Consider the following 22,604-nt stretch of genomic DNA (forward strand, 5'->3'; position numbering starts at 1 on the left):
GCCGACAGCCGCGCCCACGGGCAGCAGATGCCCCATGCACGACGCCTCGTTCGCCGCCGACCCCCAGGCGCTCTACGACCAGCTGCGCGCCCACGCCCCGGCCGGTCCGGTCGAGCTCGCGCCGGGCGTGGACGCCACGCTGGTCGTCGGGCACGAGATGGCGCTGCGCGTCTTGCAGAACACCGAGCTCTTCGCCCGCGACGCCCGCCGGTGGAAGGCCCTGAACGAGGGGCACATCGGGATGGACAACCCGGTGCTGCCGATGATGGCGTACCGGCCCAACTGCCTGTTCACCGACGGTGCGGTGCACCTGCGGCTGCGCAAGGCGGTCACCGACAGCCTGGCCCAGCTCAACATCACCCGGGTCCGCCGTGACGTCGAGCCGATCGCCGACTACCTCCTCGACCAGTTCAGCGAGCGGGGCCGCGCCGACCTGCTCAACGACTACGCCAAGCTGCTGCCGCTGCTGCTGTTCAACAAGCTCTTCGGCTGCCCCGCGAACATCGGTGACACCCTCACCACCGCGATGTCGGCGATCTTCGACGGCAAGGACGCCCTGCGTGCCAACGAGGACCTCACCGCCTGCCTCATGGAGCTGATCGCCCTCAAGCGGCGCCAGCCCGGCGAGGACATCACCTCCTGGCTGATCCAGCACCCGGCCGGGCTGACCGACGAGGAGCTCAAGGACCAGCTGGTGATGCTGATGGGCGCCGGGGTGGAACCCGAGCGCAACCTCATCGGCAACGCCCTGGTGCTGCTGCTGTCCGGCGCGGGCGGCCGGCAGAGCGGCATGCTGATCGAGGAGGCCCTCGACCACGTGCTGTGGAACCAGACCCCCATCGCCAACTACGCGACCCACTACCCGGTCCAGGACGTCGACCTCGGCGGCCATGTGGTGGAGGCCAACACCCCGGTCGTCATCTCCTTCGCGGGCGCCAACAGCGACCCCGCGCTCGCTGAGGCCCGCCGCATCCGCAGCAGGGGCGCCCACCTGGCGTGGGGGGCCGGCCCGCACGCCTGCCCCGCCAAGGACCCGGCGCAGGTCATCGCGATCACCGCGATCGAGCGGCTACTCAACGCGCTGCCCGACCTGACGCTGGCCGTACCGCAGGAGGAACTGCAGTGGCGGCCGGGGCCGTTCCACCGCGCGCTGGTGACGCTGCCGGCGACGTTCAGTCCGACGCCGGCCACGCGGATGGCGGCGGCTCTGCAGCACCGGGCCGCGTCGGCCGGTGCGGAGCAGCCGCTGCCCGTGGCCCAGGCCGCCCCGGCGCGGCGGGAGTCGGGCCGGAGGAAGGGCTTCTGGAGCAGTTTCCTCGACGTCTTCCGCGTCTGATGCACGGCATGTGACAGGAGCAACACCCTGTGGCGCATGACGGAGGAGGGTGGAAGGGTAGATTCCGGCGGTACCGGCAGCGCCCAGCCAAAGGAGCTTCGCGTGACCGCCGTTGGTGAAATACGTGACACCAGCACCATCCCCGGCACCAGTAACACGGACCGCCGAACCGTCATCTCCCTCCTCCGTCGACTGCGTTCGAGCGAAGGACAGACCAACCCGCTTCCCGTCTGGGAGGAACTGCGTTCCATGGGAGACGTCGTACGCGCCCCCTGGGGCGGCTACTTCGTCACCGGATTCGAGGCGTGCAGCCAGGTCCTGCGCGGCAGGAACTGGCTCGCCCCGGACTTCGCCTGGCAGGAGCGCCAGTCGGACCAGGAACGCTGGGAAGACCCCGCCACCCGTGAGATGACCAGAACCCTGATCCGCCTCAACGCCCCTACCCACACACGCCAGCGGCGGGCTCTGGGCAACCCCTTCGACCGCTCCTCGATCGAGCGCGCGCGCCCCCGGATCGCCGCTCTCGTCTCCGGTCTCCTCGACGAACTCGCGGACCGGCTCAGCTCCGACGGCGAGGCGGACTTCAACACCGTCGTCGGGGAGCAGTTGCCCGTCCGCACCGTCGGCCAGTGGCTCGGCATCGACCCGGCCGACCACGCTCACATCCTGGACTTCACCCACCGGCAGGTCTACGCACAGGAGTTGCTGCCCAGCAAGAGCGAACTCGCGATATCGGCCCAGGCCACCCTGGAGATGCGGGCCTACTTCACCGAGCTCATCCGGCACCGGCGCGCACACCCGGGCGACGACGCCCTCACCGGCTGGATCCACTACTGGGACGCCCAGTACCCGGACGACCGGGCCGCGGCGGACCAGGTGCTCTACGACCTGACGATGTTCATCACCATCGCCTCCCTGGAGACCAGCTCCGTCCTGCTGGCCAACGCCGTCTGGTTCCTGACCCAGGACCCGTCGCGCGCCGACTGGCTGCGGCGGAACCCCGACCACATCGACGACGCGATCGAGGAGACGCTGCGCTACGACCCGCCCGTGGTCCTCAACTCCCGTATCGCCGCCGACGACACCGTCCTCGCAGGCGTGCCGATCGCGAAGGACACCACCGTCCACGTCCTGTACGGATCCGCCGCCCACGACCCGCGCCGCAATCCGGACCCCGGTTCCTTCGACATCCTGCGCAACGGCGGGCACCTCACCTTCGGCGGCGGCGCGCACTACTGCCTCGGAGCGGGCCTCGGACGACTCGAGGCGCGTGAACTCCTCGTCCAGCTACTGGAACGTTTCCCCACTCTGCGGCCCACCGCACCTCCCACGTACGACACCACCCGTATCGTGTTCCGCCGCATCACCTCCCTGAAAGTGACGATATGAACTCCCCGCTCCTGTCCGGCGACCCCGATGACCCCGACGACCGGATACTGAAGACCCTGCGCACCCATCGGCAGGGTCCTGTCCTCACCATCGAGTTGAACGTTCCCGAGCAGGGCAACGTCGTCAGCGAGGCCATGCTGGACGACCTGCTCACCGTGCTGGACGACCAGGACCCCTCGGTGCGCGTCCTGGTGATGACCGGCGCCGGGCAGGACTTCTGCCTCGGCGGGGACCGCGAGGAGTTCGCCGGTCACCTCGCCCACGACGCCACCGGCAACGGCATCCGTGTCTCCGGCGTCAAGGCCCGGCGGGTGTGCGACGCGCTGACGTCCCACTCCGCCGTCACCATCGCCCGCGTCCAGGGCAGGGCCATCGGGGCCGGCTTCGCCCTCGCTCTCGCCTGCGATCTGCGGGTGGGTGCCGACACCGCGAGCTTCCGGCTGCCCGAACTCGCCCTCGGTCTGCCCACGGCGTGGGGCGGCCTGCTGCCGCGGCTGGTCAGCGAGGTCGGAGCCGCGTCCGTGCGTGAACTCATCCTCACCGGACGCCCCCTCCCCGCCCAGGAGGCCCTCGGCCTGTCGATCCTGCAACGGGTCGTGCCCGAGGAGGCGCTCGACGCCGCGGTCGACGAGTGGGCCAGACCACTCCTGCGGCGCTCGTTGCCCGCTGTGCGGGTCACCAAGACGCTGCTGAACTCCCTGACCGCCTCGACCCGTCTCGCCGACGCGTCGGTCCTGGATCCCGAACTGATGGCGGCGGTCGCCAGCGAAGTGCACCATATGCGTACGTCCCGCTGATCGCGCCCTCACAGCGTCACCGGCCCCTGGAACACGCCGACTTCCGGGGGCCTTGTTGTGCGTTCTGCCGGGGCCGGGCCGTTTCGGTCGAGCACCACGACGACCTCGGTCTCCACCGGGTGGTCGAGGGTTGCCGGCCGGCCGGCAACCGCGTCACGCGGTCGCGCGTCCTGGGAAGAACAAGGTCGATCATGCGGACGGGGAGCCGGGGAGCCGTGGGGGAACGGGTGGGCAGCGGTGCGATGCCGGTGGCGGGGGCGGCGACGCGCGGGCGGGTGGCCGCGGTGGCCGCGGTGCTGTCGGCGGGGCTGCTGGTGTTCCACCGTGCCGTGCCGAACGCCGTCGGCCGGGTGGGCAGTCTGCTGGAGTCGTTCCTCCCCTGGCTGGGCCTGGTGGTCCTGGTGCTGTTCGCCCTGGCGCTGCTGCGGCGTTCGGCCGTCGCGCTGGTGGCCCTGCTGCTGCCGGTGGCGGCCTGGACGTATCTCTTCGGCGGACTGTTCCTGCCCGAACCGCCCGCCGGTCCGCGGGAACTGGTGGTGGTGCAGCACAACGTCAGCGACGAGAACCCCGACCCGTCGGCCACGGCCCGCGCCCTGGCCGACGCCGGGCCCGACCTCATCGCGCTGGAGGAGCTGGTGCCGACGGCGCTGCCGCTCTACGAGAGGACGCTCGCCCGACGCTACCCGTACCACGCGGTGCGGGGCACCGTCGGCCTCTGGTCGAGGCACCCGCTCACCGATGCCCGGCTGCTGGACATCAAACCCCCGGGGATCACCGAGCCCTGGAGCCGCGGGCTGAGGGCCGTGGTCCGCACACCGCACGGGGACGTCGCGGCGTACGTCGCGCACCTGCCCTCGATCCGGGTCGGGGCGAGCGGCCTCGCCTCCGCCCACCGGGACGAGAGCGCCCGTCTGCTGGGCAGGGCGGTCGCCGCCGAGGAACTGGAGACCGTGATCCTTCTCGGCGACCTCAACAGCACCGTCGACGACCGGGGCCTGACCCCGCTGACCTCACGGATGAACGTGGCGGAACGCGGCTTCGCCCTGAGCTTCCCCGCCGCGCTGCCCCTGGCCCGGATAGATCAGGTCATGGCCCGCTCGGCCACCGTCCGTCACATCCGCACCCTGCCCGCCACCGGCAGCGACCATCTGCCGGTGGCCGCGCGCATCACCCTCGACTGAGGCCACCGACCGGACCGCCCGGTACCGGAGGTGTGTCACGTCGTAGGCCCCCATAGCTCCCCGCGGTGCCCTGTTCCGCCTTGCCCGGGACACGTGTGGGGCGCACGCCGGTGCCATGGGCACGGGCCCCACACCCATCTCCTCCGTGCAGCGCGCCGACCGTGCGTCCGGTCCTCTCGCCGAAGGCCTGGCCCGGCACCTGTACGACGATCCGGCCCGCACGGCCGCCGCGCTGCACGAGGAACTGCTGTCGCACGCGGGCGGCCGGTTGCACGACGACGCCGCACTCCTCCTGCTCCGCGAACCCGCCGCCCCCGAGTCCGCCGCCCCGGCGCCGGCAGCCGGACCGGCAGCGACAGCGGGCCCGGCGTCGGCCCTCGGTACCGGGTCCGTCGACCGGAGGAACGCCGCCTGACCGATGCCGGGTGCCCGGCAGGTCGGCCGCGGACCCGCACCGGACACCGGCCGGAGCGTGCGGGATACTACGGGCATGCGGATCTCAGCCAGGGCGGACTATGCGGTACGGGCCGCGCTGCAGCTCGCCGCGGCACGGGACGACGCCCCCCCTCAAGGCCGAGGCCATCGCCGACGCCCAGGACATTCCGCACAAGTTCCTCGAAGGCATCCTGAACGACATGCGTCGGGGCGGTCTCGCCCTCAGCCGGCGCGGCGGCAACGGCGGGTACCGACTGGCCCGGCCCGCCGACACCATCAGCATCGCCGACGTCATCCGCGTCGTGGACGGGCCGCTGGTCTCGGTGCGTGGGGTCCGCCCGCCGGACCTGTCCTACTCCGGCCCCGCGCAGTCGCTGCTCCCGCTGTGGATCGCGCTGCGGTCCCATGTGCGCGAGATCCTGGAAGGTGTGTCGCTGGCCGATGTCGCCGCGGCCGAACTCCCCGCCGAGGTCGCCGCGTTGACCGATGCTCCGGACGCCTGGGTCAACCCCTGAGCAAGCGGAACGGCGCCCGGATTTCATATCTCAGATCATGAGATGAGCTCGGCCAGGATATGGAAACCCTCTTGGAGGGAGGGCCCCGGTCTGCCACGATCCCTAGCAACCGGGTAGGAAAACCAGGGATCGGGGGCCGGTCATGCGTGCACTGGACCGCACGGCCCGCTTGCTGCCCCACCTGACCTCGCGCCGTCACATCGACTTCGGCCGCGCGTCGAGTGCCATCTGTCGCCGTTCCGCGCCCCGGCCGCCCGTCTCCAGGTAGTCCGCTTTCCGGCACGCCCAGGACGACGCGGCGCCCCTCCCCCGGCCTCCCGGCCGTATCTCTGTGTCTCTTTATCTCCGCATCGCTGCATCTCTGCATGGCTATGTCGGCGTATCGACCTTCTCCGCGCCGCCCACCCCGAAAGGACACCTCCGTGTCTGCCGCAAGGCCTCTCGCTCTCCTGCGCGCCATCGCCGTCACCGCGACGCTGCCCCTCCTGCTCACCGCGTGCGGCTACGGCTCCGAGTCCACCGACGACGGCAAGCAGTCCGAGGTCGCGGCGGACGCCGAGAAGCTGTCCGTCGACGAGGTGAAGCTCGGCTACTTCCCGAACCTCACCCATGCCAACGCCCTGGTGGGCGTCCAGGAGGGCCTGCTGCAGAAGGAGCTCGGCGGCACCCGGATCAAGTCCGCGACCTTCAACGCCGGGCCGTCCGAGATCGAGGCGCTGAACGCCGGTTCCATCGACATCGGCTGGATCGGCCCCTCCCCCTCCATCAACGGATACACCAAGTCCCGGGGCAAGAACCTGCGCATCATCGGCGGCTCCGCCTCCGGCGGCGTGAAGCTGGTCGTCAACCCGAAGAAGATCAAGTCCGAGGACGACCTCAAGGGCAAGAGGATCGCGACCCCGCAGCTCGGCAACACCCAGGACGTCGCGTTCCTCAACTGGATCGCGGAGAAGGGCTGGAAGGTCGACGCGCAGAGCGGCAAGGGCGACGTCTCCGTCGTCCGCACCGACAACAAGGTGGCACCCGACGCCTTCACGTCCGGCTCGATCGACGGTGCCTGGGTGCCGGAGCCGACCGCGTCCAAGCTGGTCGCGGAGGGCGCCGAGGTGCTGCTGGACGAGGCCGACCTGTGGCCCGACAAGAAGTTCGTGATCACGAACATCATCGTGTCGCAGAAGTTCCTCGAGGAGCACCCGGACGTCGTCGAGGCCGTGCTGCGCGGCTCGGTGAAGACCAACGACTGGATCAGGGCCAACCCCGACAGGCCAAGGAGTCCGCGAACAAGGCCCTCGAGGAACTGTCCGGCAAGGCCCTGCCCGAGGACGTCCTCGACCCGGCCTGGGAGTCCATCACCTTCCTGGACGACCCGCTGGCCGCCACCCTCGACTCGCAGGCGAAGCACGCGGTGAAGGCCGGCCTGCTGGAGCAGCCCGCCCTGGACGGCATCTACGACCTCGCACCGCTGAACAAGGTGCTCAAAGCCGAGGGCAAGGACGAGGTGGACGACGCGGGTCTCGGCGTCGAGCGGTGACCTCGGCCCACTCCGGGTGAGTTCCGGGAGCGGCGGTCCCAGCCGCGGCCGCCGCTCCCACGCCGCTCCTCTGAGACACTGGTGCGATGCCGCCGACTCCGCGGTCACATCCGCGCCCGACACCTCCGAGGCCCCCGGAACCCCTCACGGCCGAGGCGCCGGCGACCATCGCGCGCCCGCTGCTCACCCAGTCCTGGCTCGACCTGACCTTTCTGCACTGGGCCGCGGACCCGGCCGACGTGGCCCCTCTGCTGCCGACCGGAACGGTGCCCGACACACTGGACGGGGTCACCTACGTCGGACTCGTCGCCTTCCGGATGCACCGGGTCGGCTGGCTGCGCCTCCCGGGGCTCCCCTACCTCGGCTCCTTCCCCGAGACCAACGTCCGCCTCTACTCGGTGGACACGCACGGACGCCGCGGCGTGGTGTTCCTCTCCCTGGACGCCTCCCGGCTGCTGCCCGTGGCGATCGGCCGGATCGGTTTCCGGATGCCCTATCTCTGGTCCCGGATGGCCGTCCGGCACAGCGGCGACACCGTCACGTACACCAGCTCCCGGCGGTGGCCCGGACCCTGCGGCGCCCACAGCCGCATCACCGTGCGGGTGGGCGAGCGGGTCGAGGAGCCCACCGGGCTGGAACACTTCCTGACCGCCCGCTGGGGCATGCACGGCTCCTTCTTCGGCCGGTCGATGTACCTGCCCAACACCCATCCGCGCTGGTCCCTGCACCGCGCCGAGGTACTCGACTGCGCGGAGGACCTGCTGGCGGCGGCGGGACTGCCGAAGCCCGCGAAAGACCCTGTGAGCGTCCTCTACTCGCCGGGCGTCCCCGCCCGCTTCGGCCGACCCGCCCGCCCTGCGGGCATCCGCACCCCTTGACGCCCCGGGCTCAGCCCTGCGGCTCCTGCGGCTTGGGGTCCACCTCGCGCAGGTTCCGGTCGGTGAGTTCGGTGCGTGTCTCCGTACGGTGGCCGCGGGCGATGTAGTCCCGCACCACGAGCTCGACGGCGTCCTGCGGCGACCCGACTCCGGCCAGGACCATGACTTCCACGACCAGTTCGGCGTCGAGTGTGACGGTGACCTCGGCCATGGCGCTCTCCTGACGGTGTCGGGCACTGCGTGGACCCGGATCACCGAACTCTACAAGGCGGGCCACCCGCCCTTCCGGCCCAGCCCGCGCGAACGGGGTCGGAACGCACTCCTCCGGTTCTCGTTCGACCCCTCCGACCGGCGATGATGGCAGTGGCGGCCGCGTGCGCACTGTGGTCGTCCGTCCGTCGGACGTGTGCCAGGAGCAGAGAGGAAGCACCACGATGAGCCACCAGAAGGTGCGCGACGTGATGAGCGACGCCGTCGTCCGGATCCAGGGCGGGACACCGTTCAAGGAGATCGCGCACCTGCTGCTCGAGTACGACATCACCGCCGTCCCCGTGGTCGACGCCGAGGACCGTCCGGTGGGCGTGGTGTCCGAGGCGGATCTGCTGCACAAGATGTGGGGGCGTCAGGAGGGCGAGGCCGGTGGGCCGGGAGTGGCGCCCCGGCCGGAGAAGGCCTGGGCCACCGACGCCGCCGGGCTGATGACGTCGCCCCCGCTCTGTGCCGCCGAGGACTGGAGCGTGGTGGACGCCGCCCGGGTGATGGCCCGGCACGGCATCAAGCGGCTGCTGGTGATCGACGGGACCGGGCGGCTGAGGGGCGTGGTGAGCAGGAGCGACCTGCTCCGCGTCTTCGTGCGCGCGGACCGGGCGATCCGCACGGAGATCGTCGAGGACGTGCTGGTCAGGGCGCTCGGCGAGGCGCCCTCCGCGGTGGAGGTGACGGTGACACACGGCCATGTCAGGCTCAGCGGGCAGTTGTCCTCACCGGCGACGGCTCAGGAGCTCGAGGAACTGTGCCGCAACGTCGACGGCGTCGTCGACGTGGAGTTCCGTGCGGTGCCCGACTCCGGGACCGACGGCCCGGCGCCGACGGGCTGACCGCGCGCCGCGGGTCCCGGACCGGGGCCGTCGCCGGGCGGGACGGCCCCGGTGCGTGTCGCCCGCCATCCGTCCGGTGCTTCACCGGGCCGACGGCTCATCCGAGGTGGTGAAGCGCTTCGACTGACAGTCGATCCTTCTGACGCGTGCCGCTCTCGCTTCACCCGGCACTGCGATCAGGTGCATGTGTCCGGCCTGATCACCAACACGTCGGCGGGGGCCGGCCGCATCGGCCCCCGACGGCGGGATCTCCTCGTTCCAGGGCGTGACAGGAACTCCCGGACCTGTCATAGTTCCTGGCCAGGTACGACTTTCTTCTCGCCATCGCCCCTCCCCCTCCGAGGAAGATCATGAAGTTCACCGACGGCTTCTGGCGCATCCGCGAGGGCGTCCAGATCTCGTACGCCACCGAGTTGCGCGATGTGCGCACGGAGTCGAAGCGCTTCACCAGCTATGCCGCCGTCAAGAGAGTGAGGCATCGAGGCGACACCCTCAACGCTCCTCTCGTCACGGTCGAGTGCTTCTCCCCCGCCGAGGGCGTCATCGGCATCCGCGTCACCCACCACGCGGGCAAGCGGCGCCCCGGCCCCGACTTCTCCCTCACCGGTGATCCGGACGGCGCCGGGACGGTGCGCACGGACGGCCGGGTCACCGAGCTGACCAGCGGCCCGCTGACCCTCCGCCTCGACGGGTCCGGTCCCTTCTCGCTCGGCTTCCACGACGCGGACGGACGCGAGCTGACCCGCGCGGACGCCAAGGGCACCGCCTTCGCCACCACCGGCGACGGAGCCCACCACATGCTGACCCGGCTGGCGCTCGGCGTCGGGGAACAGATCTACGGCCTCGGTGAGCGCTTCACCCCGTTCGTCAAGAACGGTCAGACCGTCGACGTCTGGCAGGCCGACGGCGGCACGAGCAGCGAGCAGTCCTACAAGAACATCCCGTTCTACGTCTCCTCCCGCGGCTACGGCGTCTTCGTCAACCACCCCGGAGCGGTCTCCTACGAGATCGGCTCGGAGTCCGTGGGCCAGGTGCAGTTCAGCGTCGAGGACCAGTCGCTGGAGTACTACGTCGTCGCCGGTCCCACCCCGAAGGACGTACTCAGCCGCTACACGGCCCTCACCGGCCGCCCCGCCCTGCCCCCGGCCTGGTCGTTCGGCCTGTGGCTCAGCACCTCGTTCACCACGTCCTACGACGAACGGACCGTCACGTCGTTCGTGGACGGCATGACCGAACGCGGCATCCCGCTGTCCGTCTTCCACTTCGACTGCTTCTGGATGCGCGAGTACCAGTGGTGCGACTTCCGGTGGGACCCCGACGTCTTCCCCGACCCGGACGGCATGCTGGCCCGGCTCAAGGAGAAGGGCCTGCGCATCAGCGCCTGGATCAACCCGTACATCGCCCAGAAGTCCCCACTCTTCGACGAGGCCGCCGCCCTCGGGCACCTGGTGTGCAGGCCCGGCGGCGACGTGTGGCAGTGGGACCTGTGGCAGGCCGGCATGGGCCTGGTCGACTTCACCGGCCCCGAGGCGCGCGCCTGGTTCCAGTCGAAGCTCAAGGCCCTGCTCGACCAGGGCGTGGACTGCTTCAAGACGGACTTCGGCGAGCGCATCCCCACCGACGTGGTCTGGCACGACGGCTCGGACCCCGAGCGGATGCACAACTACTACACGCAGCTGTACAACCGCACGGTGTTCGAGCTCCTCGAGAAGGAGCGCGGGCAGGGTGAGGCCGTGCTGTTCGCCCGGTCCGCGACGGCCGGCGGGCAGCAGTACCCCGTGCACTGGGGCGGCGACTGCTGGTCGTCCTTCGAGGCCATGGCCGAGTCGCTGCGGGGCGGTCTGTCGCTGTCGCTGAGCGGGTTCGGCTTCTGGAGCCACGACATCGGCGGTTTCGAGGGCACGCCCGACCCCGAAGTGTTCAAGCGCTGGCTCGCCTTCGGCCTGCTCTCCTCGCACAGCCGACTGCACGGCTCCTCGTCGTACCGGGTGCCGTGGGAGTTCGGCGACGAGGCGGTCGGCGTCGCCCGGCGGTTCACCCTGCTCAAGCACCGCCTGATGCCGTACTTGTACGGCGCGGCCGTCGAGACGCACGCCACCGGCGTGCCGATGATGCGGCCGATGGTGCTGGAGTTCCCCGGCGACCCGACGTGCCGTCCGCTCGACCGCCAGTACATGCTGGGCCCCGACCTCCTGGTGGCGCCCGTGTTCAGCCCGGACGGCGAGGTCGAGGTCTACCTGCCGGAGGGCACCTGGACCCACCTGCTGAGCGGCCAGAAGGTCACCGGCCCGGGCTGGCGCACCGAACGGCACGGCTACTCCAGCCTCCCGCTGTACGTCCGTGAGGGCGCCGTCCTGCCCCTGGCCGGCGACGACTCGCGGCCGGACGGCGACTGGCTGGACGCGCCGGTCCTCCTCGTCCACCCGACGGCCTCGCCCGGCTACACGGCCGAGATCACCGTGCCCGACACCACGGGCGCGCGGGCCGCGGCCTTCCGGATCCTGCGCGACGGCGGCGTCCTGCGGGTCACCGCGTCGGGGACCGACCGGCCGTTCACGGTGCGTGTCGCGGGCGGGGCGGAGGCCCGGGGAGCGGGTGCGGTGACGGTGCCGCTGGGATGACGGGCGCGACGGCGGCCGGGGCGGGAGCGGTGCCGCGTCAGCGGAGCCGTGCGACGCCCGCGTAGATGCCGCTGTCCTCGGGTGCGGGGGCCGGGATCGTCCGGAACCATTCCGGTGCGGTCACCAGGCCCGGTTCCACCATGTCCAGGCCGTCGAAGAAGCGGGCGACCTCGTCGCGGGTGCGGAGGCCGAGGCGGATGCCGGCTCTGGCGTACTCGGCGGTGACCTGCGCGGCCAGTTCCGCGTGCCGGTCGGACGCGGCGTGCGACAGCACGAGGTGGCTGCCCGGCGGGAGCCCGGAGAGCAACTCGCCGACGATGGCGAGGGGTTCCTGGTCGTCGGGGATGAAGTGCAGGAGGGCGATCAGGGACAGTGCGACCGGACGCCCGAAGTCGAGGACGGTCCGGGCGTGTTCGATGATCTCCCCCGGACTGCGCACATCGGCCTGGATGTAGTCGGTGACGCCCTCGGGATCGCTGATCAGCAGGGTCTCCGCGTGACGCAGGACGATGGGGTCGTTGTCGATGTAGACGACCCTCGCGGCCGGGACGACGGACTGCACGATCTGGTGCAGGTTCGGCTCGGTGGGAATGCCCGTGCCGATGTCGAGGAACTGGTCGACGCCCTGCCCGGCGAGCCAGGCCGCCGCCCGGTGCATGAACTGACGGTTCTGCCGGGCGCCGTCCCGCGCCTCGGGCGGCAGCTTCTCGCCGACGGCCTCGTCCACGGGATAGTTGTCCTTGCCGCCGAGCAACCAGTCGTAGACCCGCGCGGGGTGCGCCTTGCTGGTGTCGATCTGCGGAGGATCTGACCTGCCGGCCGACATGGAGGACTCCGTCCCACGATGGATCACGGCTGCTGACGATCACCGAGTCTCGCACATCAACGCACCTTCATACAGGGACAGTTGAATCAAGGGACGGAGGGCCGCCCCGCTCCCCGCCCCGTACCCCGGACCACCGGTCGGTGGGTTCGGGGCGCGGGGACGCGGCCACGGGACGAGTACGGCCCGGCCGGCGGTGAGGACGGCCGCAGGCCCCTCGGTTGATGTCGGGAATCGGTTCACCGACTGCCGGGAGCCTCGGCGACGGCCACCACTTGAGCCGGTCCGCACGGCAGAGTCGGTTCCGGATGCGCCGTTCATCCGTGATGTGCGCTGATGACGCCTGGCGAATCCTGATGTCGACGGGCCGTCAAGTCGGACGTGGTGTAAGAACGTCGGCAGCATGGGCATCTCTTGTCATGAACCTGCGACCCGATGGCCGGGTCGCAGCCTCATGGAGGTTCGGGATGCACCGTAGACTCGCCACCGCACTGGCCACCTCGGCCCTTGCCGCCGTCAGCGTGCTGGGCACCGCCACAGCCGCCGACGCCGTTCCCGCCGACAAGGCCCAGGTCCTCTCGAACTGGACCCAGACCAGTGCCTCGAGCTACAACCAGTGGGTCACGGCGCGCTCCAACCAAGCCGCCTGGTCCGCCTACCAGTTCGACTGGAGCACCGATTACTGCTCCACCTCCCCCGACAACCCGTTCGGCTTCCCCTTCGCCACCTCCTGCGCGCGCCACGACTTCGGTTACCGCAACTACAAGGCGGCCGGTTCCTTCGACGCCAACAAGGCACGCCTCGACAGCGCCTTCTACGAAGACCTCAAGCGGGTCTGCGCCGGCTACAGCGGCGGCACGAAGACCGCTTGCAACAGCACTGCGTGGACCTACTACCAGGCGGTCAGGGCCTTCGGCTGACAACTCCGGCAGCTCGACCGGCGACGATCCGTCCCCGCTCGAGCAGCAGGACGCGGCCGGCGACGGCGGCCGCGTCCTGCCCCGCGGGCAGGCCCCGGCCGCCGGAATCCCGGGGAGGGGAGGTGTCAGACCTGGGTGACGAAACGCTCCCAGACCCGGTGCGAGCCCAGGAGTTCCCTGACCTGCTCGAGTGCGGCGGAACCGGAGTCGGCGACGACGATCCCGGGTGCGTCGGCGGGTACGCCTGCCGCCTCGAGGGCCGTCTCGCCGCCCGCCCACGCGCCGATCGCCTTGCCGTGCCGGAAGGCCTCGGACAGGAGCAGGCCGACCCGCGGATCGGCCGCCGTCCGCTGCGCGGCGGCGGAGAGGCCCTTGGCGTCGCGGGCGCGGTTCGCGTCGTCGCCCACGGCGGGCGCGCCGGCCAGCAGTACGGCGTCGAACTCGACGGAACGGGCGGTGACGTAGCTGCGCTGTACCGTCAGTGTGTTCCCGCCCGTGCCGAGTGTGCCGCCGGTCGGCGCGACGACGAGGGGAACCATGCCGGCCTCGAGCACCGCCTCGCGCACGGAACGGACCCCCTCGAGGTCGCCGTCCGGGCTCGTGAGGATCCCGATGACGCGTCCGTCCGTGGGCCAGGTCCGCCCGACCTGGGACAGCGCCGGGCTCGGTGCGACGTCGGCGAGCGGAATGGTGGGCTCCGGCGCGGGCAGGCCGAGGCCCTCGGCGACCTGGGAGCACAGCTCCGGGTCGATGTTGGCCAGGACCTGCAGGGTGCGTTCCTTGACGGCCTGCTCATAGCACTTGCCGAGTTCGAAGGTGTAGGCGCCGATGATGTGCTCCCGCTCCACCGGGCTCATGCTCAGCCAGAAGCGCCGGGGCTGGCTGAAGTGGTCGGCGAACGATTTCGGGGCGTCTCGCACCTTCGTCGCCTCGGGTACCCGTACGGGAGTTTCGACGAACGCCCCGGTGTCCGCTCCCGCGGTGAACGGGCAGCCGCCGTCGAGGGAGTTGGGCCGGTAGGGGGCCACGCCCCGGTGCACGACGGTCTGATGCATGCCGTCCCGGAGCATGTCGTTGACCGGGGCGTGGGGGCGGTTGACGGGCAGCTGCGGGAAGTTGGGGCCGCCGAGCCGGGTGATCTGGGTGTCGAGGTAGGAGAAAAGACGCCCGGCGAGCAGCGGGTCGTCGGTGATGTCGATGCCGGGGACCAGGTGACCGACGTGGAAGGCGACCTGCTCCGTCTCGGCGAAGAAGTTCGAGGGGTTGCGGTTGAGCGTGAGGAGCCCGATCGGCTGCACGGGGGCGAGTTCCTCGGGGACGAGGTTCGTGGAGTCCAGAAGGTCGATGCCCTCGAAGGTCTGGTCCGGGGTGTCGGGGAACGTCTGGATGCCCAGCTCCCACTGCGGGTGGGCACCGGCCTCGATGGCGTCGGCGAGATCCCGGCGGTGGAAGTCCGGGTCGATGCCGTTGATCATCTGCGCCTCGTCCCACACCAGGGAGTGCACGCCCAGCTTGGGCTTCCAGTGGAACTTCACCAGCGTCGTGGCACCCTCGGCGTTCACCAGCCGGAAGGTGTGGACGCCGAAGCCCTCCATCATCCGGAAGGAGCGTGGGATGCCGCGGTCGCCCATGAAGAAGATGGTGTGGTGGGTCGCCTCGGTGTGCAGCGAGACGAAGTCCCAGAAGGTGTCGTGCGCGCTCTGCGCCTGCGGAATCTCCCGATCGGGGTGCGGTTTCGCGGCGTGGATGACGTCCGGGAACTTGATGGCGTCCTGGATGAAGAAGACCGGGATGTTGTTGCCGACCAGGTCGAAGACGCCCTCGCTGGTGTAGAACTTCGTCGCGAAACCGCGGGTGTCCCGCACGGTGTCCGAGGACCCCCGCGAGCCGACCACCGTGGAGAACCGCGTGAACACCGGCGTCTCCACGTCCGCCGCGAGGAACCCGGCCTTGGTCACCGAGGCCGCCGTGCCGTAGCTCCGGAAGACCCCGTGCGCGCCCGCGCCCCGGGCGTGCACCACACGCTCCGGGATGCGCTCGTGGTCGAAGTGCATGACCTTCTCGCGCAGATGGTGGTCCTGCAGCAGGACGGGACCGCGCGGGCCCGCCTTCAGCGAGTGGTCGGTGTCGTACAGTCGGGTGCCCTGCGCGTTCGTCAGCCGGCTCCCGGACTGCGCCACCCGGGCCTGGTCGTCTCCGGTCGCCTGGCCGGTGGGCGACACGGTGGCCGGCCCGCTCTGGTCCGGCTTGGGCGGCAGCGGCTCACGGGGCTCGGTCGGCTCGGCCACGGTCGGCGACTCGGAGCCCGGCTTGCCGGGAATTCCCTCCTCCGGGCCCGCGCCGTCGCCCTGCAGACTTTCGGTGATCTTCTGGGCAGCCCGTTTGACGGGGTTGGCCTCGCTCATGGGGTGACACTCCTCCGCTTCTTAGCGGCCACGGATGGGGTGACCGGATGCTCAATTGCCGGCTGCGGGCGATCCGATCGCTGACAAAGCGCCGGAAAAGGGGCTCAGGTCGTCAACCTCTCACGACGAGGAGCCCCACGCAGCGAGCACGCTCCGATGGGGTGAACCCTCCACCCCGAAGCGCCCGTGCTTGCTCCTTCTTTCCCATCGCGCTTTCCCACCGCGTCGGACCGGCCGCCCCGTCCGCGTACCCCGCTCCCGGAAACCGAGGCACGGAGGATGCGGCCCGGCGGCATTCGACGCGGGCCGGTCACCCTTTTCGTCCCCCGTACGGCATTCCCGCCCCGGACGCGTGCGCCTGAACCGAAGTCAGAACAGGTGCTCCTGCTCGGCGGGTGCGCCGCCGCGCGGAAGACGGCGCGGGACGGGGCGTCGGGCCGGGGGCTCCTCGCCGAACAGAGGCACCGTGCCATACTCGTCCGGCTCGGCCGGCACCACGACGGGTCCGGTGCCCACGTTCAGCCGCAGCGGGGCGTCCCGGTCGAAATCTCCCGGCGTCATGTCCGTCCAGTCGCGTTCCTGACGCTCGCTCACCGACGCTCCGCTCCCCGTCCGGCCTTCCCGTCCCCTCACTGTTCCCGTACCGGGCCGGGGTGTCAGTCCTGGCCGCGGCCCTGAACGCGCGGCAGGGCGGTGCCGCTCTCGGCGGGTGCGGAGGGGTGGTCCTGCATGCCGTCAGGCTATCGCCCGTTCGCCGCTCCGTGGACGACGCCTCCGCGAGCCCGCCGTGGTCCGACCCGCCGCACCCCGCGGGCCGTCTCCAGTCGGGAGACGTACGTCACACCCCGGGAACCTGTCACATCTCGGCGGGCTGCCTCGTCAGAAGTACGTAACCGCACACGCGAACCAGGAGATCACCATGGATGCCCGTATCAACCTCTTCGGCAACGCGCTCGCGACCAAGGTGCTGAAGCACATCAACTCGGCGGGCAAGGCGGTGTCCGACTCGGGTCTGCCGCACGCCACGCAGGAACTGGTGAAGATCCGCGCCAGCCAGATCAACGGCTGCGGCTTCTGCACCGACATGCACACCAAGGACGCCGCCCACGCCGGAGAGACCGCCCAGCGCCTCCACCTCGTCGCCGCCTGGCGCGAGGCCACCGTCTTCACCGACGCCGAGCGCGCCGCCCTCGAACTGGCCGAACAGGGCACCCGCATCGCCGACGCCGCCGGCGGGGTCACCGACGAGGCCTGGACCAACGCCACCAAGTACTACGACGAGGACCAGCTGGTCGCCCTCATCTCCCTCATCGCCGTCATCAACACCTACAACCGCATCAACGTCATCAACCAGCAGCCCGCCGGCGACTACCAGCCCGGTCAGTTCGGCTGACGGACGGCACAGGGGGCACGCCGCCTCGCGTGCGCGCCCCCTGTGGTGCGGCCTCAGGTGCCATGGAGCTCAGGTGCCCATGGAGTTCAGGTACTCAGAAGCTCAGGACTCCGCGCGCTTCGGCAGACGCCAGCCGGGGCGGACGAAGTGACAGGTGTAGCCGTCCGGGTACCGCTGCAGATAGTCCTGGTGCTCGGGCTCGGCCTCCCAGAACGGGCCGGCCGGCGCGACCTCGGTCACCACCGGACCCGGCCACAGACCCGACGCGTCGACGTCGGCGATCGTCTCCTCGGCGACGCGCTTCTGCTCGTCGTCGAGGTAGAAGATGGCGGAGCGGTAGCTCAGCCCGATGTCGTTGCCCTGCCGGTTCTTCGTGCTCGGGTCGTGGATCTGGAAGAAGTACTCCAGGATCGTGCGGTAGTCCGTGACGGCGGGGTCGTAGGTGATCTCGATCGACTCGGCGTGGGTGCCGTGGTTGCGGTACGTGGCGTTGGGGACGTCACCGCCGCTGTAGCCCACCCGCGTGCTGAGGACGCCCGGGAACGTGCGGATCAGTTCCTCCATGCCCCAGAAACAGCCGCCCGCCAGCAGCGCTGTTTCCACGGTTGCCTCGGTCCTCGTCATCTGCTCTCGCCCTTCTCCCGCGTCCTGGACGGCCGGTCCCGTCTCGTCTTCATGGTCCCGCACCGTCGCAGCCGTACGTACAGCAGTCTCAACCATGCCGGGAGCCCTGTTGTTCCGCCCATGACCGTCCGGCCCGGAGGATTCCGCCCAGGTCGGGCGGCGACCGTGGGTACGATTTCACATATGACCGACACACCGGCCTCGACGCAGCGCCTGCGCGACCTCGCGCGGCTGCGCCGGGTCCGCGACCGGATCGACCGGGAGTACGCGCAGCCGCTGGACGTCGAGGCACTCGCCCGTGGCGCGCACATGTCGGCCGGGCATCTGAGCCGGGAGTTCCGGGCGGCGTACGGCGAGTCGCCGTACAGCTATCTGATGACGCGGCGCATCGAGCGTGCGATGACGTTGCTGCGCCGCGGGGACCTCAGTGTCACCGAGGTCTGTTTCGCGGTCGGCTGCTCGTCGCTGGGCACGTTCAGCACGCGCTTCACCGAGCTCGTCGGCATGCCGCCCAGTGCCTATCGGCGCCGCGCGGCGAGCATGACGGCGGGGCTGCCGCCGTGCGTGGCGAAGCAGGTGACCAGACCGGTCAGAAATCGAGAAGCGCCCGCGCCCGGCCCCCCTCTAGCGTGACGGCCATGGACATCACCATTCACGCGAGTTTCCTCCCGCACGACGACCCTGACGCCTCCCTGGCCTTCTACCGCGACACCCTCGGCTTCGAAGTCCGGGGCGACGTCGGACACGGCAGGATGCGGTGGATCACGGTCGGTCCCGTCGGCCGGCCCGGCACCTCCATCGTCCTGACCCCGCCGGCCGCCGACCCCGGTGTCACCGACGACGAGCGCCGCACCATCGCCGAAATGATGGCCAAGGGCACGTACGCCGGTCTCCTGCTGGCCACCGACGACCTGGACGCCACCTTCGCGCGGCTGCAGTCGGCCGACAGCGCCGAGGTGGTCCAGGAGCCGACCGAGCAGCCGTACGGCGTTCGTGACTGTGCCTTCCGCGACCCTTCGGGCAACCTGATCCGCATCCAGCAGCTGCGTTGAGCCGCCCGGTCACCGCAGTCACCGCCCGGCCCCGGCTCGGCGGTCGCACCCGACCCGGGAATCACCCACGAGAGGAAGACACCACCAGCATGGCCATGAGGACGAAGGCGCGGCCGGCCGCGCCGCACGGTGCCGACAGCCACGAACTGATCCGCGTGCACGGCGCGCGCGTGAACAACCTCAAGGATGTCAGCGTCGAGATCCCCAAGCGCCGGCTGACCGTGTTCACCGGCGTCTCCGGCTCGGGCAAGAGCTCGCTGGTGTTCGACACGGTCGCCGCGGAGTCGCAGCGGCTGATCAACGAGACCTACAGCGCCTTCGTTCAGGGGTTCATGCCGACCCTGGCCCGGCCCGAGGTCGACGTCCTCGAGGGTCTGACCACCGCGATCATCGTCGACCAGCAGCGGATGGGGTCGGACCCCCGTTCCACGGTCGGCACCGCCACCGACGTCAACGCGATGCTGCGCATCCTCTTCAGCCGGCTCGGCACGCCGCACATCGGCCCGCCCAGCGCGTACTCCTTCAACACCGCCTCGGTCCGGGCGAGCGGGGCGATCACCGTCGAGCGCGGCGACAAGAAGGCGGTGAAGGCGACCTACCAGCGCACCGGCGGCATGTGTACGCGCTGCGAGGGCCGGGGCACCGTCTCCGACATCGACCTCACCCAGCTCTACGACGACTCCAAGTCGCTGGCCGAGGGCGCGTTCACCATCCCGGGCTGGAAGTCGGACAGCTTCTGGACCGTCGGGGTCTACGCCGCGTCGGGCTTCGTCGACCCGGACAAGCCGATCCGGGAGTTCACCGAGCAGGAGAGGCAGGACTTCCTGTACCGGGAGCCGGTCAAGGTGAAGGTCAAGGGAGTCAACCTCACCTACGAGGGACTGATCCCCAAGATCCAGAAGTCGTTCCTGTCGAAGGACAAGGAGTCGATGCAGCCGCACATCCGGGCGTTCGTGGAGCGGGCCGTCGCCTTCACCACCTGCCCCGAGTGCGACGGCACCCGGCTCAGCGAGGGGGCCAGGTCGTCGAAGATCAAGGGCATCTCCATCGCGGACGCCTGCGCGATGGAGATCCGGGACCTGGCCGAGTGGGTCCGCGGCCTGTCCGAGCCCTCGGTGGCCCCGCTGCTCACCGCCCTGAGCGACAGCCTCGACTCGTTCGTGGAGATCGGGCTGGGCTACCTCTCGCTGGAGCGGCCGTCGGGCACACTGTCGGGCGGCGAGGCGCAGCGCGTGAAGATGGTCCGCCATCTCGGCTCCCCGCTCACCGACATCACCTATGTCTTCGACGAGCCCACCATCGGCCTGCACCCCCATGACATCCAGCGGATGAACGACCTGCTGCTGCGGCTGCGGGACAAGGGCAACACGGTGCTGGTCGTGGAGCACAAGCCGGAGACGATCGCGATCGCCGACCATGTCGTCGACCTCGGTCCCGGCGCCGGCACGGCGGGCGGCACCGTCTGTTTCGAGGGCACCGTCGAGGGGCTGCGGGGCAGTGACACCGTCACCGGCCGTCATCTGGACGACCGGGCCGCCCTCAAGGAGTCGGTGCGCAAACCCACCGGGGCACTGGAGATCCGCGGCGCGACGACGCACAACCTGCGCGGCGTCGACGTCGACGTCCCGCTCGGGGTGCTCACCGTCGTGACCGGCGTCGCCGGCTCCGGCAAGAGTTCGCTCGTGCAGGGGTCGCTGTGCAGGCTGAAGGGGGAGGACGGCGAGGGCGTGGTCTCGGTCGACCAGAGCCCGATCCGCGGCTCGCGGCGGAGCAACCCGGCGACGTACACGGGGCTGCTCGACCCGATCCGCAAGGCGTTCGCGAAGGCCAACGGCGTCAAGCCGGCGCTGTTCAGCGCCAACTCGGAGGGTGCCTGCCCCACCTGCAACGGCGCCGGTGTCGTCTTCACCGACCTGGCGATGATGGCCGGGGTCGCCAGCACCTGCGAGGACTGCGAGGGCAAGCGGTTCCAGGCGTCGGTGCTGGAGTACCACCTCGGTGGCCGCGACATCAGCGAGGTGCTCGCGATGTCGGTGGCGCGGGCCGAGGAGTTCTTCGGTGCCGGTGAGGCGCGCACGCCGGCGGCGCACCGGATCCTCGGCCGGCTCGCCGACGTGGGGCTCGGCTACCTCACCCTCGGCCAGCCGCTGACCACGCTCTCCGGTGGCGAGCGGCAGCGGCTCAAGCTGGCCACCCACATGGCGGAGAAGGGCGGCGTCTACCTCCTCGACGAGCCGACCACCGGCCTGCACCTCGCCGACGTCGAGCAACTGCTCGGCCTGCTGGACCGGCTCGTCGACTCCGGCAAGTCGGTCGTGGTCGTCGAGCATCACCAGGCGGTCATGGCGCACGCCGACTGGATCATCGACCTCGGGCCGGGCGCCGGGCACGACGGCGGCCGGATCGTCTTCGAGGGCACCCCCGCCGACCTCGTCGCCGCCCGCTCCACCCTGACCGGCGAGCACCTCGCGTCGTACGTCGGCGCCTGAGAGGAGCGACACCCTCGTGGAGGCGGCCGGTCGTCAGCGGCCGGTCGTCTCCACGAGGGAGATGCGGGCCGTGATGCGTTTGCCGGTCGGCTCCGGCTGCACCTCCAGTCCGTGGGCGACGGCCATCACGATCTCCAGGCCGTGCTGTCCCACCCGGTCCGGGTTCGCGACCCTGGCCACGGGCAGCACGCCGCTGCCGTCCCGGACCATCACCTCGAGGGCGTCACCGGTGATGCACAGGTCCAGCCGGACGGGGCCGGGGGCGTACTTGCGGGCGTTGGTGACCAGCTCGCTGACCACGAGCTGGGTGATCTCCACCGCGCGCGCCGAGACGGGCAGCCCGTCCTCCGTCCGGGCCCGCGTCAGGAACGCGGCGGCCAGCTGCCGGGCCTTCGCTATCCACGCGCCGTCACCGTCCAGGGCGTACGTCACCCGTCGCGGTGCTCCCGGCAGCGTGCCTCCTTCGTCCACCGGAACTGGTTCCATTCGGTCCGCCTTCACTCACCGATCACACCGCGCGACTACCCGAAATGCCCGGCCGCACTCTTCGGCCCACCATGCCGGGCCGGACGGTCGCTCACCGCTCGTTCGGTGAATTGTGTCGGGCGCGTCATAGGGGGTTCCGGCCGCCCGGTGCCAGGGCGCCCACCGGTTCGGCCGGTTTCGGGGCCGGGCCCCGGGGCTTGAGGAGCGAGATCACCGTCATGAGGACAAGGACGGACCAGGCGGACAGGGACACGATCGGTCCGAAGAGGACATCGCCTCCATCGGGCAGGGGCTGCCCTGCGGCCACGGCGGTCACCGCCGCGTCACCCTTGGTCGCAGCGCGAGGACCGTCGCGGTGGTCGTGGCCGGGGTCAGCAGGGCGAGCGGAATCAGGAACCGGTCGGCGAAGAGTTGCATGGCCCGGACGGATGCCTCCACGGCGGCCGCGGACCCGGTGGTGTTCGCGGTGACACCGGGTGCGAGCAGCCCGGGGGCGAACCCGAGCCGACTCGCGGAGGAGACGACGTGGACGACGAGGAAGGCCCGGCGTGCGGGACGGCTGAGTTCCACCTGCCCCACGGTGCCGGGCCCGGTCGCCGCGGGCGTCCCACAGCGGGAGTGCCCCGGCTACT

General features: G+C 70.7%; 19 protein-coding genes and 3 pseudogenes. 15 read left to right on the top strand and 7 right to left on the bottom strand.

Annotation, left to right across the window (positions count from 1 at the left end):
* The first annotated feature begins 34 nt into the window (after positions 1-34).
* From DIZ27_RS13160 to DIZ27_RS13195, 8 genes and pseudogenes are all read left to right on the top strand, one after another.
* Complete coding sequence (locus DIZ27_RS13160; RefSeq protein WP_109378559.1) at positions 35-1,336, top strand: cytochrome P450; 1,302 nt, start codon at positions 35-37, stop codon at positions 1,334-1,336.
* Positions 1,337-1,438: 102 nt separating this feature from the next.
* Positions 1,439-2,725, top strand: coding sequence for a cytochrome P450 (locus DIZ27_RS13165; protein ID WP_258308350.1), 1,287 nt, complete (start codon positions 1,439-1,441; stop codon positions 2,723-2,725).
* Positions 2,722-3,522 carry an enoyl-CoA hydratase/isomerase family protein gene (locus DIZ27_RS13170; protein WP_109378561.1) on the top strand — a complete coding sequence of 267 codons (801 nt, stop codon included), beginning with the start codon at positions 2,722-2,724 and terminating at the stop codon, positions 3,520-3,522. Before DIZ27_RS13165 ends, DIZ27_RS13170 begins: the two co-directional genes overlap by 4 nt.
* 242 nt (positions 3,523-3,764) lie before the next feature.
* Entirely contained in the window at positions 3,765-4,703 is a 939-nt protein-coding gene (locus DIZ27_RS13175; protein WP_109378750.1) for an endonuclease/exonuclease/phosphatase family protein, read from the top strand.
* Between the two features lie 115 nt (positions 4,704-4,818).
* A complete protein-coding gene (locus DIZ27_RS47010) occupies positions 4,819-5,118 on the top strand; it encodes a hypothetical protein (RefSeq protein WP_109378562.1) in 300 nt (99 codons plus the stop codon).
* Between the two features lie 75 nt (positions 5,119-5,193).
* A pseudogene (locus DIZ27_RS13185) lies at positions 5,194-5,653 on the top strand (RrF2 family transcriptional regulator).
* 422 nt (positions 5,654-6,075) lie between these two features.
* Positions 6,076-7,184: pseudogene (locus DIZ27_RS13190) on the top strand (aliphatic sulfonate ABC transporter substrate-binding protein).
* Between the two features lie 86 nt (positions 7,185-7,270).
* Complete coding sequence (locus DIZ27_RS13195) at positions 7,271-8,062, top strand: YqjF family protein (RefSeq protein WP_109378563.1); 792 nt, start codon at positions 7,271-7,273, stop codon at positions 8,060-8,062.
* Positions 8,063-8,072: 10 nt separating this feature from the next.
* Here DIZ27_RS13195 and DIZ27_RS13200 read toward each other — a convergent pair whose 3' ends face one another.
* A complete protein-coding gene (locus DIZ27_RS13200; RefSeq protein ID WP_109378564.1) occupies positions 8,073-8,273 on the bottom strand; it encodes a type II toxin-antitoxin system VapB family antitoxin in 201 nt (66 codons plus the stop codon).
* Between the two features lie 223 nt (positions 8,274-8,496).
* Between DIZ27_RS13200 and DIZ27_RS13205 the strand changes: the two genes are divergently transcribed.
* Together DIZ27_RS13205 and yicI are read left to right on the top strand one after the other, a co-directional pair.
* A complete protein-coding gene (locus DIZ27_RS13205; protein WP_109378565.1) occupies positions 8,497-9,159 on the top strand; it encodes a CBS domain-containing protein in 663 nt (220 codons plus the stop codon).
* A 350-nt stretch (positions 9,160-9,509) separates the two neighbouring features.
* Complete coding sequence (gene yicI, locus DIZ27_RS13210) at positions 9,510-11,780, top strand: alpha-xylosidase (protein WP_109378566.1); 2,271 nt, start codon at positions 9,510-9,512, stop codon at positions 11,778-11,780.
* A 37-nt stretch (positions 11,781-11,817) separates the two neighbouring features.
* Here yicI and DIZ27_RS13215 read toward each other — a convergent pair whose 3' ends face one another.
* Positions 11,818-12,606 carry an SAM-dependent methyltransferase gene (locus DIZ27_RS13215; RefSeq protein WP_109378567.1) on the bottom strand — a complete coding sequence of 263 codons (789 nt, stop codon included), beginning with the start codon at positions 12,604-12,606 and terminating at the stop codon, positions 11,818-11,820.
* A 464-nt stretch (positions 12,607-13,070) separates the two neighbouring features.
* Here DIZ27_RS13215 and DIZ27_RS13220 point away from each other — a divergent pair, with 464 nt between their 5' ends.
* A complete protein-coding gene (locus DIZ27_RS13220; RefSeq protein WP_109378568.1) occupies positions 13,071-13,523 on the top strand; it encodes a phospholipase in 453 nt (150 codons plus the stop codon).
* A gap of 125 nt (positions 13,524-13,648) precedes the next feature.
* On the opposite strand, the gene DIZ27_RS13225 is transcribed toward DIZ27_RS13220, so the two are convergent.
* Both DIZ27_RS13225 and DIZ27_RS13230 read right to left on the bottom strand, forming a co-directional pair.
* On the bottom strand, positions 13,649-15,928 hold the full coding sequence (locus DIZ27_RS13225; protein ID WP_109378569.1) for a catalase: 2,280 nt from the start codon (positions 15,926-15,928) through the stop codon (positions 13,649-13,651).
* Between the two features lie 369 nt (positions 15,929-16,297).
* Complete coding sequence (locus DIZ27_RS13230) at positions 16,298-16,522, bottom strand: hypothetical protein (RefSeq protein WP_109378570.1); 225 nt, start codon at positions 16,520-16,522, stop codon at positions 16,298-16,300.
* Positions 16,523-16,847: 325 nt separating this feature from the next.
* Between DIZ27_RS13230 and DIZ27_RS13235 the strand changes: the two genes are divergently transcribed.
* Positions 16,848-17,321, top strand: coding sequence for a carboxymuconolactone decarboxylase family protein (locus tag DIZ27_RS13235; protein WP_109378571.1), 474 nt, complete (start codon positions 16,848-16,850; stop codon positions 17,319-17,321).
* A gap of 102 nt (positions 17,322-17,423) precedes the next feature.
* On the opposite strand, the gene msrA is transcribed toward DIZ27_RS13235, so the two are convergent.
* Complete coding sequence (msrA, locus tag DIZ27_RS13240; RefSeq protein ID WP_109378572.1) at positions 17,424-17,945, bottom strand: peptide-methionine (S)-S-oxide reductase MsrA; 522 nt, start codon at positions 17,943-17,945, stop codon at positions 17,424-17,426.
* A 183-nt stretch (positions 17,946-18,128) separates the two neighbouring features.
* Between msrA and DIZ27_RS13245 the strand changes: the two genes are divergently transcribed.
* The 3 genes from DIZ27_RS13245 (at position 18,129) to DIZ27_RS13255 (ending at position 21,486) form a co-directional block, all read left to right on the top strand.
* Positions 18,129-18,578 (top strand): helix-turn-helix transcriptional regulator, encoded by a 450-nt coding sequence (locus tag DIZ27_RS13245; RefSeq protein ID WP_109378573.1) that lies wholly within the window; start codon positions 18,129-18,131, stop codon positions 18,576-18,578.
* A 5-nt stretch (positions 18,579-18,583) separates the two neighbouring features.
* Entirely contained in the window at positions 18,584-18,997 is a 414-nt protein-coding gene (locus DIZ27_RS13250; protein WP_109378751.1) for a VOC family protein, read from the top strand.
* Between the two features lie 89 nt (positions 18,998-19,086).
* Positions 19,087-21,486: an excinuclease ABC subunit UvrA gene (locus tag DIZ27_RS13255; RefSeq protein WP_109378574.1), complete on the top strand. Its 2,400-nt coding sequence runs from the start codon at positions 19,087-19,089 to the stop codon at positions 21,484-21,486.
* Between the two features lie 33 nt (positions 21,487-21,519).
* Here the strand turns inward: DIZ27_RS13255 and DIZ27_RS13260 are convergent, their stop codons facing one another.
* Both DIZ27_RS13260 and DIZ27_RS13265 read right to left on the bottom strand, forming a co-directional pair.
* Positions 21,520-21,972 carry an ATP-binding protein gene (locus DIZ27_RS13260; RefSeq protein WP_109378575.1) on the bottom strand — a complete coding sequence of 151 codons (453 nt, stop codon included), beginning with the start codon at positions 21,970-21,972 and terminating at the stop codon, positions 21,520-21,522.
* 124 nt (positions 21,973-22,096) lie between these two features.
* Positions 22,097-22,542 (bottom strand): annotated as a pseudogene (locus DIZ27_RS13265) (DUF2269 domain-containing protein).
* Positions 22,543-22,604: the final 62 nt, after the last annotated feature.

Origin of the sequence: Streptomyces sp. NWU339, from assembly GCF_003143855.1 — a bacterium.
Taxonomy (GTDB): Bacteria; Actinomycetota; Actinomycetes; order Streptomycetales; family Streptomycetaceae; genus Streptomyces.

Bases quoted from the DNA above. Each gene is read 5' to 3' on its own strand.
- DIZ27_RS13225 (WP_109378569.1), bottom strand. From the start codon at position 15,928: ATGAGCGAGGCCAACCCCGTCAAACGGGCTGCCCAGAAGATCACCGAA.
- DIZ27_RS13200 (WP_109378564.1), bottom strand. From the start codon at position 8,273: ATGGCCGAGGTCACCGTCACACTCGACGCCGAACTGGTCGTGGAAGTC.
- DIZ27_RS13170 (WP_109378561.1), top strand. From the start codon at position 2,722: ATGAACTCCCCGCTCCTGTCCGGCGACCCCGATGACCCCGACGACCGG.
- DIZ27_RS13255 (WP_109378574.1), top strand. From the start codon at position 19,087: ATGGCCATGAGGACGAAGGCGCGGCCGGCCGCGCCGCACGGTGCCGAC.
- DIZ27_RS13175 (WP_109378750.1), top strand. From the start codon at position 3,765: ATGCCGGTGGCGGGGGCGGCGACGCGCGGGCGGGTGGCCGCGGTGGCC.
- DIZ27_RS47010 (WP_109378562.1), top strand. From the start codon at position 4,819: ATGGGCACGGGCCCCACACCCATCTCCTCCGTGCAGCGCGCCGACCGT.
- DIZ27_RS13260 (WP_109378575.1), bottom strand. From the start codon at position 21,972: ATGGAACCAGTTCCGGTGGACGAAGGAGGCACGCTGCCGGGAGCACCG.
- DIZ27_RS13205 (WP_109378565.1), top strand. From the start codon at position 8,497: ATGAGCCACCAGAAGGTGCGCGACGTGATGAGCGACGCCGTCGTCCGG.
- DIZ27_RS13215 (WP_109378567.1), bottom strand. From the start codon at position 12,606: ATGTCGGCCGGCAGGTCAGATCCTCCGCAGATCGACACCAGCAAGGCG.
- yicI (WP_109378566.1), top strand. From the start codon at position 9,510: ATGAAGTTCACCGACGGCTTCTGGCGCATCCGCGAGGGCGTCCAGATC.
- DIZ27_RS13235 (WP_109378571.1), top strand. From the start codon at position 16,848: ATGGATGCCCGTATCAACCTCTTCGGCAACGCGCTCGCGACCAAGGTG.
- msrA (WP_109378572.1), bottom strand. From the start codon at position 17,945: ATGACGAGGACCGAGGCAACCGTGGAAACAGCGCTGCTGGCGGGCGGC.
- DIZ27_RS13160 (WP_109378559.1), top strand. From the start codon at position 35: ATGCACGACGCCTCGTTCGCCGCCGACCCCCAGGCGCTCTACGACCAG.
- DIZ27_RS13250 (WP_109378751.1), top strand. From the start codon at position 18,584: ATGGACATCACCATTCACGCGAGTTTCCTCCCGCACGACGACCCTGAC.
- DIZ27_RS13220 (WP_109378568.1), top strand. From the start codon at position 13,071: ATGCACCGTAGACTCGCCACCGCACTGGCCACCTCGGCCCTTGCCGCC.
- DIZ27_RS13245 (WP_109378573.1), top strand. From the start codon at position 18,129: ATGACCGACACACCGGCCTCGACGCAGCGCCTGCGCGACCTCGCGCGG.
- DIZ27_RS13195 (WP_109378563.1), top strand. From the start codon at position 7,271: ATGCCGCCGACTCCGCGGTCACATCCGCGCCCGACACCTCCGAGGCCC.